The sequence below is a fragment of the Nonomuraea sp. K271 genome (assembly GCF_009908215.1).
GTDB classification, from domain to species: domain Bacteria; phylum Actinomycetota; class Actinomycetes; order Streptosporangiales; family Streptosporangiaceae; genus Nonomuraea; species Nonomuraea longispora.
This window is the reverse complement of the sequence record NZ_JAAAHR010000078.1, coordinates 23498-39277: the sequence shown is the minus strand read 5'-3', so window position 1 is coordinate 39277 and position 15780 is coordinate 23498. Positions and strand designations below refer to the sequence as shown.

Here is a 15780-nt window from a genome sequence, read left to right as displayed (position 1 = left end):
CATAGAAGACCCGCCCCTCCGCGAACTCCCTGCGCCCCGTCACAAGGCTGTCCAGAATCACGGGCGTGATCCCCGCGTCTAGGCACGCCGACGCGACCGTGCCGCCGATATAACCCGCCCCGCCAGTGATCAGTACACGCATCCCAGCACCCTAGCCGCGCCCCTACAGGCTTCAGGACTTCATGACCCCGCCCGCCGTGACGACCCCATGCCCTACCGCCGTCCCGCCGTTGAGAACCCCATCCCTTACGGCTGCGCCAACGTGAGCCACCCACCGCACGCCGGCTGAGGACCTTCCAGGGCGACGCTCTCTGACCCTTCAGTGGCGCGCCGCCGCTACGGCGCGCACTGTGGGCCGTGTTCCGTGGTCACCGGTCGGCCCGTGGGGTGTGTTCCGGCGAGCCGGGGCCTCAGCGGAGGCCGTCTGCCCCCGGACGGGCACACTTACGGCGTGCCCGTCCCGGGACAGGACGCTGACGTGCGTTCGGTGATCGACACGCGCAACCGGCGAACGGCCGGGTCGCCATCAACGCCGCGCGCTCCATGAGCACTACGGCCGCGACAGCCCGAGGGGCCCGCACCCGGCATGTGACGGCCTCCGTCGAGGTCGACCCGCTCAGCCACGTCGCCACCCGCCGCCAGAGCCTGACGGACAACGCCGCCGACGCCGTTGGATCCGTCGCCTGCTCGCTCATCGCGACGGCCGCCGTCACCGCGCGACGCCCCGCCGGACGGTTGGTGGTTGCGCGGGTGGGTTCGTGGGTTCATGTGGGGCTCAGTGCGCGGTAAATACTGGGCTGCGCGCTGGTTTTGGGGGCGTGGGCGTGCGACATTTCGTGGTATGGGGAGGGATGTCCCAGTCGTCGTCTTCAGCCGGGACGACCGCCGGAAATATCGGGAGAAGGTGCGTCGGTGTCTCGACGTCTTCGCCCAGATGTTGCGCGAGTCCCGTTTCGACTTCGAACGCCCGCTCGCCGGCCTGGAAATCGAGCTCAACATCGTGGACGCGCACGGCGAGGCCGTCATGCGCAACGCCCAGGTGCTCGCCGCGATCGAGCGGCCGGACTGGGCGACGGAGCTGGGCCAGTTCAACATCGAGATCAACATCGAACCCCAGGAGTTGGGCGGGGACGGCGCGCTCCGCCTGGAGGACGACGTCAGGGCCCGGCTCAACCACGCCGAGGAGCGCGCCCGTTCGCAGGACGCCCACCTGGTCCTGATCGGCATCCTGCCCACGCTGCGCGAGCAGGACATCGGCGAGGGCACGCTCTCGGCGAACCCCCGCTACCGGCTGCTCAACGAGCAGATCTTCGCGGCCCGCGGCGAGGACCTGCACCTGGCCATCGACGGCGTCGAACGCCTCGACACGCACGCGGACAGCATCACGCCCGAGGCCGCCTGCACCAGCGTGCAACTCCACCTCCAGGTCAGCCCCGAGGCGTTCGCCGCCCATTGGAACGCGGCCCAGATCATCGCCGCCCCTCAGGTCGCGGTCGCGGCCAACTCGCCGTACCTGTTCGGCAAGGAGTTGCACCGCGAGACCAGGATGGCGCTGTTCGAGCAGGCCACGGACACGCGGCCGGCGGAGCTGAAGACGCAGGGCGTACGGCCGAGAGTGTGGTTCGGCGAACGGTGGATCACGAGCGTCTTCGACCTCTTCGAGGAGAACGTCAGCTACTTCCCTGCTCTGCTGCCGCTCTGCGAGAGCGAGGACCCCCGCGTGGAGCTCGAACAGGGCCGCATGCCGGAACTGCACGAGCTCACCCTGCACAACGGCACGATCTACCGCTGGAACCGGCCGGTGTACGCGGTGGTGGACGGGGTCCCGCACCTGCGCATCGAGAACCGGGTGCTGCCCGCCGGGCCGTCCGTGGCCGACATCGCCGCCAACGCGGCCTTCTACTACGGGTTGATGCGCGTCCTGCCGTACGCCCAGCGGCCGCTCTGGAGCCGGATGTCGTTCCAGGCGGCGGCCGACAACCTCGCCGCCGCGGCCCGGCACGGGCTGGACGCGCGCCTGTACTGGCCGGGCGTGGGCGAGGTGCCGGCGGCCGAGCTGATCCTGCGCCGCCTGCTGCCCATGGCGCGCGAGGGGCTGGCCGCGTGGGGCGTGGACGGCCCGGTCGCCGACCGGCTGCTCGGCATCATCGAGGGACGCTGCATCGCCGGCCGTACGGGGGCGAGCTGGCAGGTGGAGCGCGTGAACGCGCACGGAGGCGACCGGCACGAGGCGCTGCGTGCCATGACGCTGGACTACATCGAGCGCATGCACAGCAACGAACCCGTGCACACTTGGGATGCGTGAAGCCCGTGAAACGAGCTTTGGCCCTCGTCCTGGTCCTGCTGGCCGGCGCGTGCGGCATCATACGGCCGACGTCGATGGACAACGAGGGCGCCGACTCCTTCGAGGAGGACGTCCGCACCGCGCGCACGTTGTCGGAGGCCTTGTGGAAACAGCAGTTCGAGCAGTTAGGCAGGACCTATCGGCCGCTGACCGCCTTCGTCCCCTATTCGGGCCGCTCCGGCCCGGCCTGCGGCAATGAGCCCGCCGTCCCGAACAACGCCTTCTACTGCCCGCTCGGCCACTTCGTCGCCTATGACCGGGATTGGATGGAGATGTTGTGGACGGAGATGGGCGACGGCTCGGTCTACGTCATCATCCCGCATGAGATCGGGCACGCCGTGCAGGCGCAGCTCCGGACCGGCTTCCAGCTGAACGTGCAGGTAGAGCTCCAGGCCGACTGCTACGCGGGCGGCACCCTCTCGGCCCTGGTGCGCTCGGGCGCGTTGCGGGCGGAGGAGGGCGACGAGGAGGAACTGCTCTACAGCCTGGAGGCGGCGGGCGACCCCACGGACGACTGGCTCGACCCCTCGGCGCACGGCACGGCGGAGCAACGTCAGGCGTCGTTCGCGGCGGGATACCGGGACGGGGTGAACGCCTGCTGACGCCGTACGGGCCCGGCCGGCCTCAATCCCAGGGATGTATGAGCGCGTCAACCGAGAGGATGATGTGTCTGATCATGTCCACGCTCTACCGTTGACCCATGTCACTGGAGGAGATCGGCTGGCTGCGCAGGGGCGCGTGCAAGTTCAGCGACCCTGACCTCTTCTTCCCTCTCGCCCCCACCCCGTTGCAGGAGGCGCGGGCCAAAGCGGTCTGCGCCGGCTGCCAGGTCATCGAGGAATGCCGTTCCTACGCGCTGAGCGCGGGCGAGGCGGAGGGCATCTGGGGCGGCCTCACGCCGGAGGAACGCCGCCGCACCCGCTTTCCCGCGGGCTGGCGCCGTCCCGCCGCGTCGTGACCGCGCGGGCGACGTAGCCTGCAGGGGTGCTGCTTCGCTCGATCGCGATCCTCGCCGCCGCCAACATCATGAATAACAAGATCGCCCCCAGGCTGGGCCCGCTGACGTCCGCCGCGGCGACGGCCGCCCTGGTGGCGATGGCCCGCAGGTCGGGTCTGTCGTGGAAGGAGCTCGGCTTCGAGCACGGCCGCCGCGGCGCGATCGCGGGCGGCGCCCTGGCCGCGGGGGTGGCCGCCGTCTATACGGCCGGCATCTCGATGCCGCGCACCAGGCCGCTCTTCCACGACGACCGCGCCCTGTCGCTCTCGCGCGCCCGTGCCTGGGAGGAGGCCCTGATCCAGGTTCCCTTCGGCACGGTCCTGCTGGAGGAGGTGGGCTTCAGAGGCGCGCTCCACGCGATGCTGCGCCGGCGGCACGGCGCGGTCGCCGCCACCGGGGTCTCCTCTGCCCTGTTCGGCCTCTGGCACATCCTTCCGGCCATCGACATGGCCCGCGCCAACCCCGCGCTCGGCGCCCTGGTCGCCGACGAAGCCCCCGGGCGCCTCGACACTGCCCGCGTGGTGGCGGGCAGCGTGGTGTCCACGGCGGCGGCGGGCGTGCTGTTCTGCGAGCTACGCCGCCGGGGCGGCCTGCTGACCCCCGTGATGCTGCATCTGGCCACCAACTCCTTCGGCTACCTCTTCGCCCGCCTCGCCGCCAAGCGAAAGCCAAGCCCTCCCGCCTCAGTCTGAGATTTCCCGCTCACCCCGTTTTGACCACGTACGGTGACCGCCTCTGGCGTCCCGCGGCAGATCATCTACCCGTCCGGGATTGAAGGTTCTCCACCCGAGAGTGAAGATCCCACTGGCGCCTTCTGGATCGTTCCACATGCCCCCTGCCTCGATGCTCTAACGTCTGCGTGGCGCCCTTCCCGGGAAATCGCTCCTCCTCGGGAAGGGCGTATATCAAGATCGCAGGTTCTGATATACGCTGGAGGTACGGAGGTGGTGTTGCATGCGTACAGTGATCGACATCGACAAGGAGCTCCTGGAGGAGGCCCAGCAGAAGCTAGGGACGCCGACCATGAAGGAGACGGTCCACATCGCACTGCAGGTGGTCATCGACAGAGACGCGGAGAGGGCCAGCGCAATAGAGGCCTTCGAGTTCTGGCGCACGGAGGGGAGCCCGGATCTGCTCGACCCGGAGATCATGAAGAATGCGTGGCGACGGCAGGACTGATGTATCTGCTGGACAAGAGCGCGCTGGCGCGCATCCGCACCAGCGACGCGGTCGCGAAGGCGCTCCATCCGCTCTACGCGGCTCGGGCCGTGGCGACCTGCAGCATCATCGATCTCGAAGTGCTCTATAGCGCCCGCGACATCGCCCACTACCAACGCATCCTTCAGGCCCAGCGCGAGTGCGTGCTGCTCCCGATGGACCAGGAGGTGCAGGCACGGGCCCTGGACGTGCAGAAACAGCTCGTAGCGATCTCTCAGCACCGCGGCATCGGACCGAACGATCTACTGATCGCCGCCTGTGCCGAGGTGCACGGGGCGACGGTCCTGCACTACGACCGCGACTTCGACGTCATCTCCGAGGTCACGGGGCAGCCCGCGCTCTGGGTGGTGCCCCCCGGATCGGTGCCGTAGCACCGCGAGGCGGAGGTCAGGCCGTCGAGACGACCTGGAAGCCCTCCGCGTAGCGGCCCACGCCGAAGCCGGCCTGCTCACCCCAGGCCGCGAAGCGGCTCTTGACGAAGTCGGCGAAGCCCTCGACGTGGGCGACCTGGCTCACATGTGACTGCAATGCCGCGAGCTTGCGGTCCATTGCGCTGGTGACGTCCACCCAGTGGTCGGGTGCGGGGCCGCCGGTCAGCCACACCTCACGCACGGTCCACGCCTCCAGGCCTTCGTCCCGCGCCAGTTCGAGGAAGGCGTAGGGGTTGCGGGCGTCGGGGTAGACGGCGTCGAGGGCGGCGCCGCCCACCGCGCGATGGTCGGGATGACTGGGCGCGATGAACCCGTAGTTACGGTCGGGGTGGTGGGTGATGACCAGGTCGGGCCTGACCTGGCGGATCACCCGGGCGATGTCGCGTCTCAGCTCCAGCGACGGCACCACCTGACCGTCCGGATGACCGAGGAAACGCAGATCCGTGACGCCGACCGCCTTGGCGGCGGCCCGCTGCTCGGTCCTGCGCAGCTCGGCCATGCCCGAGTTGTCCAGAGTGCGTTCGTTGCCGCCCGCGTCTCCGTCCGTGACCAGCAGGTAGGTGACCTCCACGCCCCGGTCGGCGAGCAGCGCCACGCTCCCGGCGGCGCCGAAATCGGCGTCGTCCGGATGGGCGGTCACGACAAGAACCCGGTTGATCTCGCTGTCCGGCAGCATGCTTCCCCTTTCCGCGCCTTCCGTCGAGCACAACCTGAGCCCCGGCGATCGCATTCCGTGCCACGTTTGTCGGTGGGGCGTCTTACCCTGGGTGGGTGCCGACCCAAGTCTCCGTTGACCACCCCTTGCTCGATGGCCTCAACCCGCAGCAGCGTGAGGCCGTGATCCATCATGGCAGTCCGCTGCTCATCGTCGCGGGCGCGGGGTCGGGCAAGACGCGGGTGCTGACACATCGCATCGCCTATCTGCTGGCCGAGCGCGAGGCCCATCCGGGCGAGATCCTCGCCATCACCTTCACGAACAAGGCCGCCAAGGAGATGAAGGAGCGCATCGACCAGCTGGTCGGGCCGCGCTCCAAGGCCATGTGGGTGATGACGTTCCACAGCGCCTGCATGCGCATCCTGCGCCGGGAGGCCAAGCGGCTGGGCTTCCCGTCCAGCTTCTCGATCTACGACCAGGCCGACTCGCAGCGGCTCATGGCGATGGTCTGCAGGGAGATGGAGCTCGACCCGAAGCGTTATCCGCCGCGCTCCTTCTCCGCCCAGGTCAGCAACTTCAAGAACGAGCTGATCGACTACGAGACCGCGCTCGACAAGGCCGGCTCGCACCTGGAGAAGACGCTCGCGCAGGCGTACAAGGCCTATCAGCTCAAGCTGACCGAGGCCGGCGCGATGGACTTCGACGACATCATCATGAACACGGTGACGTTGTTCCAGCTCTTCCCCGAGGTGGCCGAGCACTACCGGATGCGCTTCAGGCACGTGCTCGTCGACGAATACCAGGACACCAACCACGCCCAATACATCCTGATCAGGGAGCTGGTCGGGCGTCCCGAGCTGCGCACCGCCGACGGCGACCTCGTGCGGTCGGGGACCGGCCAGTCGGAGCTGTGCGTGGTGGGCGACGCCGACCAGTCGATCTATGCCTTCCGCGGCGCGACGATCCGCAACATTTTGGAGTTCGAGCGCGACTATCCCGACGCGCGCACGATCCTGCTGGAGCAGAACTACCGCTCCACCCAGAACATTCTGGCCGCCGCCAACGCCGTCATCGCGCGCAACGAGTCGCGCAAGCCGAAGAACCTCTGGTCCGACCAGGGCGACGGCCCCAAGATCGTGGGCTACGTCGCCGACAACGAGCACGACGAGGCCATGTTCGTGGCCCAGGAGGTCGATCGGCTCAGCGACGAGGAGGGCGTCAAGGCCGGCGACGTCGCGGTCTTCTACCGCACCAACGCCGCCTCCCGCGTCTTCGAGGAGATCTTCATCCGCACCGGCCTGCCCTACAAGGTGGTCGGGGGCGTGCGCTTCTACGAGCGCAAGGAGGTCAAGGACCTGCTGGCCTACCTGCGGGTGCTGGCCAACCCGGCCGACGTCGTGTCGCTGCGGCGCATACTCAACGTGCCCAAGCGCGGCATCGGCGACCGGGCCGAGGCCATGATCGAGGCGCTGTCGTCGCGCGAGCGCATCTCGTTCTGGGACGCGCTGCGCCGGGCCGACGAGGCGCACGGCATGGCCACCCGCTCGCTCAACGCGGTGCGCGAGTTCGTCGCGATGATCGAGGAGCTGATCGGCAAGGCCGAGGGCGTCCCGCCGTCCGCGCTGGCCGAGGAGGTGCTGGTGGCCACCGGCTACCGCGCCGAGCTGGAGGCCTCAGAAGATCCGCAGGACGAGTCGCGCCTGGAAAACCTCAACGAGCTCGTCTCCGTCGCCTCCGAGTTCGAGGAGGCCAACCCCGAGGGCACGCTGGTCGAGTTCCTTGAGCAGGTGTCGCTGGTGGCCGACGCCGACCAGATCCCCGACGCCGACGGCGGCCAGGGCGTCGTCACGCTGATGACCCTGCACACCGCCAAGGGCCTGGAGTTCCCCGTCGTCTTCCTGACGGCGATGGAGGACGGCGTGTTCCCGCACATCAGGTCACTGAGCGAGCCCAAGGAGCTGGAGGAGGAACGGCGGCTGGCCTACGTCGGCATCACCCGGGCCCGGCAGCGGCTCTACCTCACGCGGGCGGCCGTGCGCAGCTCCTGGGGGGCGCCGTCGTTCAATCCCGCCTCCCGCTTCGTCAGCGAGGTGCCGGGGCAGCTCATCGACTGGCGCACCGACCCGGAGAAGTCCGCTTGGAGCGCGGCCACCCGGCGCGAGCCGGCCGCCCGGCCCGTCCCGGCGAAGAGCGGCGGGCGCACCGTGCCGTCGCTGGCGCCGGGCGACCGGGTCACCCATGACGCGTTCGGGCTCGGCACGGTGGTGTCCGTGGACGGCGTGGCGGAGAAGACCAAGGTCAAGATCGACTTCGGCGAGGGCGGGGAGAAGACGTTGCTGCTGGCGTACGCACCGCTTGAGAAGTTGTGAGCCGGCCCGCGCGCCCGCGCGGGCGTGTCAGACCAGGCGGCGGGCGGTGGCCCAGCGTGAGAGCTCGTGGCGGTTGGAGAGCTGGAGCTTGCGCAGCACCGACGAGACGTGCGTCTCCACGGTCTTGACGGAGATGAACAACTCCTTCGCGATCTCCTTGTACGCGTAACCGCGCGCGATCAGCCGCAGCACCTCGCGCTCGCGCTGCGTCAGCGAGTCGAGCTCCGGGTCGATCGAAGGCGCCTCCGACGAGGCGAACGCGTCCAGCACGAAGCCGGCCAGCCGCGGCGAGAAGACGGCGTCGCCTTCCGACACCCTGCGGATGGCGTCGGTCAGCTCCTTGCCGCTGATGTTCTTGGTGACATAGCCCCTGGCGCCGCCCCGGATGACGCCGATGACGTCCTCGGCGGCGTCGGAGACGGACAGGGCGAGAAAACGCACCTGGGAGCCGGAGCCGAGGACGCGGCGCAGCACCTCCTGGCCGCCGCCTCCGGGCATGTGCACGTCGAGCAGCACCACGTCGGGCTGCTGCTCGGCGATCGCCTTGACCGCGGAGTCCACGTCCTCGGCCTCGCCCACCACCTCGATCGAGTCGCCGAGTTCGGCGCGCACGCCGGAACGGAACAGCCGGTGATCATCGACGATCAACACTCGCGTCATGCCTTCTCCACCTTCATGGTCAACATCACTTCCGTGCCCTCGCCGGGCTCGGTGCGCACTCTGGCTGCGCCTCCGTGACGTTCCATTCTGCCGATGATGGACTCTCTGATTCCCATCCTGTCGAGGGGGACGGCCTCAAGGTCGAACCCCTTGCCACGATCCTTCACGAAAATCGCGACCTCTTCACCCTCTACTTCCGTATAGACGGAAATGGACGGACTACCAGAGTATTTGGCGGCGTTGACCATCGCCTGCCTGGACGCCTTCAGCATGGCGGCCAGCTTGCCCGCCGAGTCGAGGTCGATGTCCCCGACGCAGACCACCTCGATGGGCACGCCGTGCGCGTCCTCCTCCTCGGCGGCGATCCTGCGTACGGCGGCCGCCACCGTGGCGTCGGCGTCCTGGGCCGGCTGGTAGAGCCAGTTGCGCAGGTCGCGCTCCTGCGCGCGGGCCAGGCGGGTGACCTCGCGCTGGTCGTGGGCGACCCGCTGGATCAGCGTGAGCGTGTGGAGCACCGAGTCGTGCACCATGGCGGCGACTTCGGCGCGTTCCTCCTGCCTGATGCGTTCACGCCGTTCGAGCTGCAGTTCCTTCCACAGGCCCGCCAGCCAGGGAGCGGCGATGACGGCCAGACCGCCGACCACGACTCCGGTGAACAGCAGCCCCTGGCTGGCCTGGGCCAGCTCGCCCTGTGCCGCCAGGAACCCGGCTCCGCCGATCACGACGAGCGCCACGCCGAGCAGCGAGCGCACCCGGTTCTTCCGCATGCTGAGCGCCGCGCCGCTCATCCAGTTCTTGCGGCGTTCCGGGTCGGCCTGCTGCCAGAGGATCAGGGCGCCGATCCCGCCCACCGCGAACGGCAGCATGCCGATGCCGCCCTGGGAGGCGCCCGTCAGCCAGCCGAACGCGAGCAGCGCCACCCCGATCGCGCTGAACGCGGCGAGCTGGCTCCAGTCACGCGGCGGCGGAGCAGCCCCCCTGTACGGCTGCTTCGGCGCGATCATCCACAGCACCGCGTACGCGACCATGCCGACCCCGTTGACCGCGCTGAGCAGCACGAACATCAGCCTGATCACCACCGGATCAAGCGAGAGCTGCGTCGCCAGCCCCTGGGCCACGCCGCCGATCAGGCGGCCCTCCATGGGGCGCATCATCCGCCGGTAAGGCGTTTCGCCACTGGGCTCGGCGAGTGTCTTCTGGTCAGCCATAACATGGCCATAGTCACATGTCCCGGGCATCGAGGCATCAGGGAACGACCCCCGGGTCGGGTCAGGGGTGTCCCGGATGCGGGCACCCGGCGCATAGGTACACGATGGTGACATGACAGAAGCTCCGCCCAGGGAACCGGCCGCCCCTCATCGAGTGCTGCGACGCAGCGGCGAGGGGCGCTTCCTCATGGGAGTCTGCGCGGGCCTCGGGCGGCACACCGGCATCGACCCCGTGGTGTTCCGCGTGGGCTTCGCGGTGCTGATGTTCGGCTCGGGCATCGGCTTGTTCCTCTACCTCTCGGCGTTCCTGCTGATGAAGGAGCCGAACGGCAAATCCGGCCTCATCGAGCAGTGGACCGGCCGTGACTTCGACGCCGACACCGTGATGGCGCTGATGGGCGCGGTCCTGGCGTGCGGCCTGGGCCTCAACCTGGCGACGGTGTGGCTGGACGTGGGCACGCTCGTCGTGGGCGTGTTCCTGGCGGTGTCGCTGCTGGCCGCGCACGCGAGCGGGGTCGACCTGCTGGGGCTGGCCCGGTCGATGCCCGAGCGGCTCGGCAGGCGCAGGACCGACGGCGAGCGGCAGGCGGCGTCGTGCACGACGCCGCCGGTGCGGCCGCAGTCCGCACGCACAGGCCTGGACGAGACCGCGCAGACGTCGTCGCCCTCGCGGGAGACGCCCGCGCCGGGTCCGGCCGAGTCGGCGACGCCCGATCAGGTCCAGGCCCAGCGGGCGGCCGGCCGGCCGCTCCAGGAGCCGTCCGGCGAGCCGGCGCCGGGGACGACGCGCCACCCGTCCCAGGAGGCGGCGCACGAAACCACCCGCCACCCGATTCCCGAGGCGGCGCAGGAGACGCCGGGCCACCGACCGGTCGAGCAGCCGACCCGGGAGTTCACCGGGCCGGTGGGCGAGGACGCGCAGCAGCCGGCCGCCGCCGGGCCCGACCCGGCTCTCGGCGACGCGGTGACGGCGGAGCACGCCGTGCCGCCCTACAGGCCGTCCGAGCCGTACAGGCCGTCCCAGTCGTACGAGCAGGCCGAGCCGTACGAGCAGGCCGAGCCGTACGAGCAGGCCGAGCCGTACGGGACGCCCGCCGGCGGTCCCCGTCGGGCGCAGACGACGCCCTCCGGCCACAGCGGCTACGGCGACCCGTTCGCCCCCAACGGCCCCTACCAGCCACTAGACCCGGCCAAGAGAGGCGGCGGCTACTCGCCGTACGACCCCGCGCTGTACGCCCGTCCGGCCCCCGCGCCGGCCCCGCCGCGCCGGCGCCGCCCGAGGTCGTTCATCGGCGTCCTGACCGTGTTGCTCGCTTTCATCATTGGAGGGATCGTCATGGCGGCCCAGGCCAGGACGGCCGCTGGCGTGAGCCCGACCATCGTCGGCGGCGCCATGCTCATCACCATCGGCGCCGGGCTGCTGATCGCCGCCTGGTGGGGGCGCGGCGCCGGGCTGGTGGCGGCGGGCACGTTCGTCGCGCTGCTCGTGGGCACGGGGTTGATGCTGGGCGGTGTGCCGAGCAACGTCGGCTCGTCGGAGTGGGTGCCGTCGAGCGTGGCCGAGGCGAGCAGGCATTTCGACGCCGGGCTCGGCGACGGCAGGCTGGACCTGTCGGAGCTGGAGCTGGAGCCGGGGTCGACGACGACGTTCACCGCGTCGGTCAAGGCGGGCGAGCTGGTCGTGATCGTGCCGCCGACGGCGAGGGTGGAGGTACGCGCGTCGAGCAAGGTCGGTGACATCACGCTGGATCAGTCGGTTCAGAGCGGAGTGGACGTGCGGGTGCGTGAGGTGCTGCCCCCCGAGGTGCGGCCGGAGGGCGAGCCCGCCACCATCGTGCTCGATCTGCGCAGCGGCCTCGGTGACATCGAGGTGCGACGTGCCGCGTGAGGTCGAGCGGCCGCGCCGCCTGCACAGAACGGACTGGATGGCCCTGCTCAGCGGCGTGCTTTTTGTCGTTTTGGGTATTTTGGTGGTGACAAGGGCGATCACGGATTGGCTGGTCCTCTGGGGTGTGATGGTGCTGGGATTGGCGTTCGCGGGGCTGGTGGCGATCATCGCCAGGGGGCTTCGCAGGAAGTAGACCTTGACCGGGAATAACACCGGCGTACGTTCGGAGTGTCCGCCTTTCCCCCTGCTCCTGAGGGAGGACGTATGCCCCGAATCACCGTCACCGTCGACGGGATCACCTACGAGGAGGACGTCGAGCCGCGACTCCTGCTCGTCCACCTGCTGAGAGAACGCCTGGGCAAGACCGGCACGCCGGTCGGCTGCGACACCAGCAACTGCGGCGCCTGCACGGTCATGCTCGACGGCCAGAGCGTGAAGAGCTGCTCGGTGCTGGCCGTGCAGGCCGACGGCGCCGACGTCGTCACCATTGAGGGCCTCGGCGCCGACGGGTCGATGCACCCGATGCAGCGCGCCTTCCACGAAGAGCACGCGCTGCAGTGCGGCTACTGCACGCCCGGCATGGTCATGGCCGCGATCGACCTGCTCAGAGACGACCCCGACCCGTCCGAGGAGACGATCAGGGAGGGCCTCGAAGGCAACCTGTGCCGCTGCACCGGCTACTGCAACATCGTGCGCGCCGTACGCAGGGGCGCGCAGGAGATGGGGCAGGCGGTGAGCTCGTCATGACCGAGATGGACGCCGGCCTGGTCGCCGAGCAGATCGCCCGGAGCGACCAGGTCAACGAGCCGACCAGCCGGTCCGAGGTGGGCAGGCCGCGGCGGCGCAAGGAGGACACGAGGCTGCTCACGGGGCGGACACAGTGGACGGACAACCTCTCGCGCCCCGGCATGCTGCACGTGATGTACCTGCGCAGCCCGATGGCGCACGCCAGGATCACCAGGGTCGACGTGTCGGGGGCGCGTGACCTGCCGGGGGTCGTGGCGGCGTTCAGCGGGGAGGACTTCGCGGCGGAGCAGGGCAGCCTGCCGTGCGCCTGGCCGGTGAGCGACGACATCGTCATCCCCGACCACCCGCCGATGGCCGTGTCCGAAGTGCGTTACGTCGGCGAGGCGGTGGCCTGCGTCGTCGCGACCGACCGCTACCGCGCCGCCGACGCGCTCGACGCCATCGAGGTCGACTACGAGCCGCTGCCCGCCGTGCTCGACATGAACGAAGCCCTCGCCGAGGGCAGCCCGAAGGTGCACGAGGCGGGCAACAAGGCGTTCAGCGCGAAGCTCACGTCCGGTGACCTCGACGCGGCGTTCGAGGGCGCCCCCGTCGTCATCGACCGCACGTACGTGCAGCAGCGGCTGATACCGAGCGCGATGGAGCCGCGGGCGGTGCTGGCCGACACGGACGGCGAGTCGTTCACGCTGTGGACGTCCACGCAGATCCCGCACGTTTTGCGGGTCATGCTGGCCATGGTGACCGGCGTGCCCGAGCACCGCATCCGCGTGATCGCGCCCGACGTGGGCGGCGGGTTCGGTTCGAAGCTGCAGGTCACCGCGGAGGAGGTGCTGGGCCTGCTGCTCACGCGCAAGCTGGGCAAGCCGGTCAAGTGGACGGAGTCCCGCTCCGAGGGCAACCTGACCGTGCACCACGGCCGCGACCAGATCCAGCACGTCAGGTTGGCCGCCGACGCCGACGGGCGCATCCGGGGGCTGCAGGTGAGCCTGCTGGCCGACATGGGCGCCTATCTGATGCTGGTGTCACCGGGAATTCCCATGCTGGGCGCGTCGATGTTCAACGCGATCTACAAGATGGACGCGTACGAGTTCGCGTGCACGGGCGTGTTCACCACCAAGATGCCCACGGACGCCTACCGGGGCGCGGGCCGGCCCGAGGCGACGTTCGCCATCGAGCGCATGATGGACGAACTGGCCGCCGAGCTGAACCTGGACCCGGTGGAGGTGCGCAGGCGCAACTGGATCAAGCACGAGGAGTTCCCGTACACCACGATCTCGGGCCTGACGTACGACTCCGGCAACTACGAGGCGGCCACGGACAGGGCGCTGGCGTTGTTCGGCTACGACAAGCTGCGGGCCGAACAGTCCGACCGGCGTGACAGGGGCGACCCGGTGCAGCTCGGCATCGGCGTCAGCACGTACACGGAGATGTGCGGCCTGGCGCCGTCGCGGATGCTCGGCGAGGCCAACTACGGCGCCGGCGGCTGGGAGCACGGCGCGGTGCGCATGCTGCCCACGGGCAAGGTCGAGGTCATCACCGGCACCTCCCCGCACGGGCAGGGCCACGTGACGTCGTGGAGCCAGATCGCGGCCGACGCGCTCGGCGTGCCGTTCGAGGACGTCACGGTGCTGCACGGCGACACGGCGATCGCCCACAAGGGCATGGACACCTACGGCTCCCGTTCGCTCGTCATCGGCGGCGTCGCGGTGCTCAAGGCGTGCGACAAGGTCAAGGAGAAGGCCCGCACGCTGGCCGCGCACGTGCTGGAGTGCTCGCCGGACGACCTGGAGTTCGAGTCCGGGGCGTTCAAGGTGCGCGGCACCGAGTCGCGCAAGACGATCCAGGAGCTGGCCCTGGCCGCGTTCACGGCGCACGACCTGCCCGACGGGGTGGAGGCGCGGCTCGACTCCGAGGCCACGTTCGATCCGGAGAACTACTCCTTCCCGCACGGCACCCACCTGTGCGCGGTGGAGGTGGACACGGAGACGGGCATGGTGAAGATCCGCTCGTACGTGGCGGTCGACGACGTCGGCAAGGTCGTCAACCCGCTGATCGTGGAGGGCCAGGTGCACGGCGGCATCGCGCAGGGCATCGCGCAGGCGCTGTTCGAGGAGGCCGTCTACGACGCCGACGGCAACCTGCTGACCACCACGATGGCCGACTACCTGCTGCCGTCCGCGGCGGACCTGCCGGGGTTCACCCTCGACCGCACCGAGACGCCGGCGACCAGCAACCCGCTGGGCGTCAAGGGCGTCGGCGAGGCGGGCACGATCGCCTCGACCCCGGCCGTGGTGAACGCCGTCGTCGATGCCCTGCGCCCGCGAGGGGTGCACGACGTACGGATGCCGTGCACGCCGGAACGCATCTGGCGGGCCCTCAACGATGGCGCGCAGGAAGGAGTACGGCCATGATTCCCGCGCAGTTCGACTACGCGCGGCCCGCCTCGCTGGACGAGGCCTGCCAGGCGCTCGCCTCGGACGAGGACGCCAAGGTGCTGGCGGGCGGTCAGTCGCTGCTGCCGCTGCTGCGGATGCGCCTGGCGTACCCGTCGACGCTGGTGGACGTCGGCCGGCTGCCCGATCTGAGAGGCGTGCACGACCGCGGCGACCACGTCTTCATCGGCGCGATGACCACGCACGACGAGGTCGTACGCTCCGAGGTGGTCACCGCCGGCTGCCCGCTGGTGGCGCTGGCCACGGCCATGGTGGCCGACCGGGCGATCCGGCACCGGGGCACGTTCGGCGGTTCGCTGGCGCACGCCGACCCGGCGGGCGACCTGCCGGCCGTGGTGCTGGCGCTGGACGCCGTGCTGGTGGCCAGGTCGGCGAGCGGTGAGCGGGAGATTCCGGCCGCCGGTTTCTTCGTCGACTACCTGGAGTCGGCGCTGGAGCCGGGCGAGATCCTGACCGGCGTGAAGATCCCGAAGCTGGGCGCGGGCTGGGGCTTCCACTACGAGAAGTTCCACAGGACCGCGCAGTCGTGGGCGATCGTCGGGGTGGCGGCGGCGGTCAAGCGCTCGAACGGCGCGATCACGGAGGCCAGGATCGGGCTGACGAACATGGGTGAGAAGCCGCTGCGGGCCCGCGCCACGGAGGCGGCCCTGCGGGGCGTGGAGCTCGGCGACCAGGTGCGCCTGGCGTGCGAGGAGGCGGCCGCGGACACCTCTCCGCCGGCCGACCTGCACGCGCAGCCCGACTACCGGCGGCACCTGGCCAGGGTGCTGACCCACCGCGCGGTACGCACGGCGGCCGGATCGCCCTGAC

General features: G+C 70.1%; 16 protein-coding genes. 13 read left to right on the top strand and 3 right to left on the bottom strand.

The features are described from left to right. Positions 1–543 precede the first annotated feature (543 nt). The 7 genes from GUY59_RS25440 to GUY59_RS25410 all read left to right on the top strand — a co-directional run bounded on the left by GUY59_RS25440 (position 544) and on the right by GUY59_RS25410 (position 4930). Entirely contained in the window at positions 544–789 is a 246-nt protein-coding gene (locus tag GUY59_RS25440; protein WP_138201146.1) for a hypothetical protein, read from the top strand. Between the two features lie 52 nt (positions 790–841). Next, complete coding sequence (locus tag GUY59_RS25435) at positions 842–2305, top strand: glutamate--cysteine ligase (RefSeq protein ID WP_138201147.1); 1464 nt, start codon at positions 842–844, stop codon at positions 2303–2305. Further along, entirely contained in the window at positions 2302–2946 is a 645-nt protein-coding gene (locus tag GUY59_RS25430) for a neutral zinc metallopeptidase (protein WP_252374943.1), read from the top strand. The genes GUY59_RS25435 and GUY59_RS25430 overlap by 4 nt, the downstream gene beginning before the upstream one ends. Before the next feature lie 98 nt (positions 2947–3044). Next, a complete protein-coding gene (locus GUY59_RS25425; protein ID WP_132631690.1) occupies positions 3045–3302 on the top strand; it encodes a WhiB family transcriptional regulator in 258 nt (85 codons plus the stop codon). 26 nt (positions 3303–3328) lie between these two features. Further along, on the top strand, positions 3329–4033 hold the full coding sequence (locus GUY59_RS25420; RefSeq protein ID WP_132631691.1) for a CPBP family intramembrane glutamic endopeptidase: 705 nt from the start codon (positions 3329–3331) through the stop codon (positions 4031–4033). Positions 4034–4304: 271 nt separating this feature from the next. Then, positions 4305–4520 carry a type II toxin-antitoxin system VapB family antitoxin gene (locus GUY59_RS25415; protein ID WP_201761319.1) on the top strand — a complete coding sequence of 72 codons (216 nt, stop codon included), beginning with the start codon at positions 4305–4307 and terminating at the stop codon, positions 4518–4520. After that, positions 4502–4930, top strand: a complete 429-nt coding sequence (locus tag GUY59_RS25410; protein ID WP_132631693.1) for a PIN domain nuclease — start codon at positions 4502–4504, stop codon at positions 4928–4930. Before GUY59_RS25415 ends, GUY59_RS25410 begins: the two co-directional genes overlap by 19 nt. A 16-nt stretch (positions 4931–4946) precedes the next feature. On the opposite strand, the gene GUY59_RS25405 is transcribed toward GUY59_RS25410, so the two are convergent. Further along, positions 4947–5666, bottom strand: coding sequence for a PIG-L deacetylase family protein (locus tag GUY59_RS25405; protein ID WP_138201148.1), 720 nt, complete (start codon positions 5664–5666; stop codon positions 4947–4949). 125 nt (positions 5667–5791) lie between these two features. Between GUY59_RS25405 and pcrA the strand changes: the two genes are divergently transcribed. Then, positions 5792–8014 (top strand): DNA helicase PcrA, encoded by a 2223-nt coding sequence (gene pcrA, locus GUY59_RS25400; RefSeq protein ID WP_138201168.1) that lies wholly within the window; start codon positions 5792–5794, stop codon positions 8012–8014. 27 nt (positions 8015–8041) lie between these two features. Here the strand turns inward: pcrA and GUY59_RS25395 are convergent, their stop codons facing one another. Both GUY59_RS25395 and GUY59_RS25390 read right to left on the bottom strand, forming a co-directional pair. Further along, positions 8042–8674 carry a response regulator gene (locus GUY59_RS25395; protein WP_132335036.1) on the bottom strand — a complete coding sequence of 211 codons (633 nt, stop codon included), beginning with the start codon at positions 8672–8674 and terminating at the stop codon, positions 8042–8044. Further along, entirely contained in the window at positions 8671–9882 is a 1212-nt protein-coding gene (locus tag GUY59_RS25390) for an ATP-binding protein (RefSeq protein ID WP_138201149.1), read from the bottom strand. The genes GUY59_RS25395 and GUY59_RS25390 overlap by 4 nt, the downstream gene beginning before the upstream one ends. A 112-nt stretch (positions 9883–9994) precedes the next feature. Between GUY59_RS25390 and GUY59_RS25385 the strand changes: the two genes are divergently transcribed. The 5 genes from GUY59_RS25385 to GUY59_RS25365 all read left to right on the top strand — a co-directional run bounded on the left by GUY59_RS25385 (position 9995) and on the right by GUY59_RS25365 (position 15779). After that, positions 9995–11770 (top strand): PspC domain-containing protein, encoded by a 1776-nt coding sequence (locus tag GUY59_RS25385; RefSeq protein ID WP_161714684.1) that lies wholly within the window; start codon positions 9995–9997, stop codon positions 11768–11770. Further along, positions 11760–11963: a hypothetical protein gene (locus GUY59_RS25380; RefSeq protein ID WP_201761325.1), complete on the top strand. Its 204-nt coding sequence runs from the start codon at positions 11760–11762 to the stop codon at positions 11961–11963. Before GUY59_RS25385 ends, GUY59_RS25380 begins: the two co-directional genes overlap by 11 nt. 71 nt (positions 11964–12034) lie before the next feature. Then, positions 12035–12517 (top strand): (2Fe-2S)-binding protein, encoded by a 483-nt coding sequence (locus GUY59_RS25375; protein WP_132336100.1) that lies wholly within the window; start codon positions 12035–12037, stop codon positions 12515–12517. Further along, complete coding sequence (locus GUY59_RS25370) at positions 12514–14928, top strand: xanthine dehydrogenase family protein molybdopterin-binding subunit (protein WP_138201152.1); 2415 nt, start codon at positions 12514–12516, stop codon at positions 14926–14928. The genes GUY59_RS25375 and GUY59_RS25370 overlap by 4 nt, the downstream gene beginning before the upstream one ends. Further along, positions 14925–15779: an FAD binding domain-containing protein gene (locus GUY59_RS25365; protein ID WP_132336104.1), complete on the top strand. Its 855-nt coding sequence runs from the start codon at positions 14925–14927 to the stop codon at positions 15777–15779. Before GUY59_RS25370 ends, GUY59_RS25365 begins: the two co-directional genes overlap by 4 nt. Position 15780 lies beyond the last annotated feature (1 nt).

Coding starts and splice junctions, on each gene's coding strand:
- GUY59_RS25440 (WP_138201146.1), top strand. CDS start 544: ATGAGCACTACGGCCGCGACAGCCCGAGGGGCCCGCACCCGGCATGTG.
- GUY59_RS25435 (WP_138201147.1), top strand. CDS start 842: ATGGGGAGGGATGTCCCAGTCGTCGTCTTCAGCCGGGACGACCGCCGG.
- GUY59_RS25425 (WP_132631690.1), top strand. CDS start 3,045: ATGTCACTGGAGGAGATCGGCTGGCTGCGCAGGGGCGCGTGCAAGTTC.
- GUY59_RS25405 (WP_138201148.1), bottom strand. CDS start 5,666: ATGCTGCCGGACAGCGAGATCAACCGGGTTCTTGTCGTGACCGCCCAT.
- GUY59_RS25395 (WP_132335036.1), bottom strand. CDS start 8,674: ATGACGCGAGTGTTGATCGTCGATGATCACCGGCTGTTCCGTTCCGGC.
- GUY59_RS25390 (WP_138201149.1), bottom strand. CDS start 9,882: ATGGCTGACCAGAAGACACTCGCCGAGCCCAGTGGCGAAACGCCTTAC.
- GUY59_RS25385 (WP_161714684.1), top strand. CDS start 9,995: ATGACAGAAGCTCCGCCCAGGGAACCGGCCGCCCCTCATCGAGTGCTG.
- GUY59_RS25375 (WP_132336100.1), top strand. CDS start 12,035: ATGCCCCGAATCACCGTCACCGTCGACGGGATCACCTACGAGGAGGAC.
- GUY59_RS25370 (WP_138201152.1), top strand. CDS start 12,514: ATGACCGAGATGGACGCCGGCCTGGTCGCCGAGCAGATCGCCCGGAGC.
- GUY59_RS25365 (WP_132336104.1), top strand. CDS start 14,925: ATGATTCCCGCGCAGTTCGACTACGCGCGGCCCGCCTCGCTGGACGAG.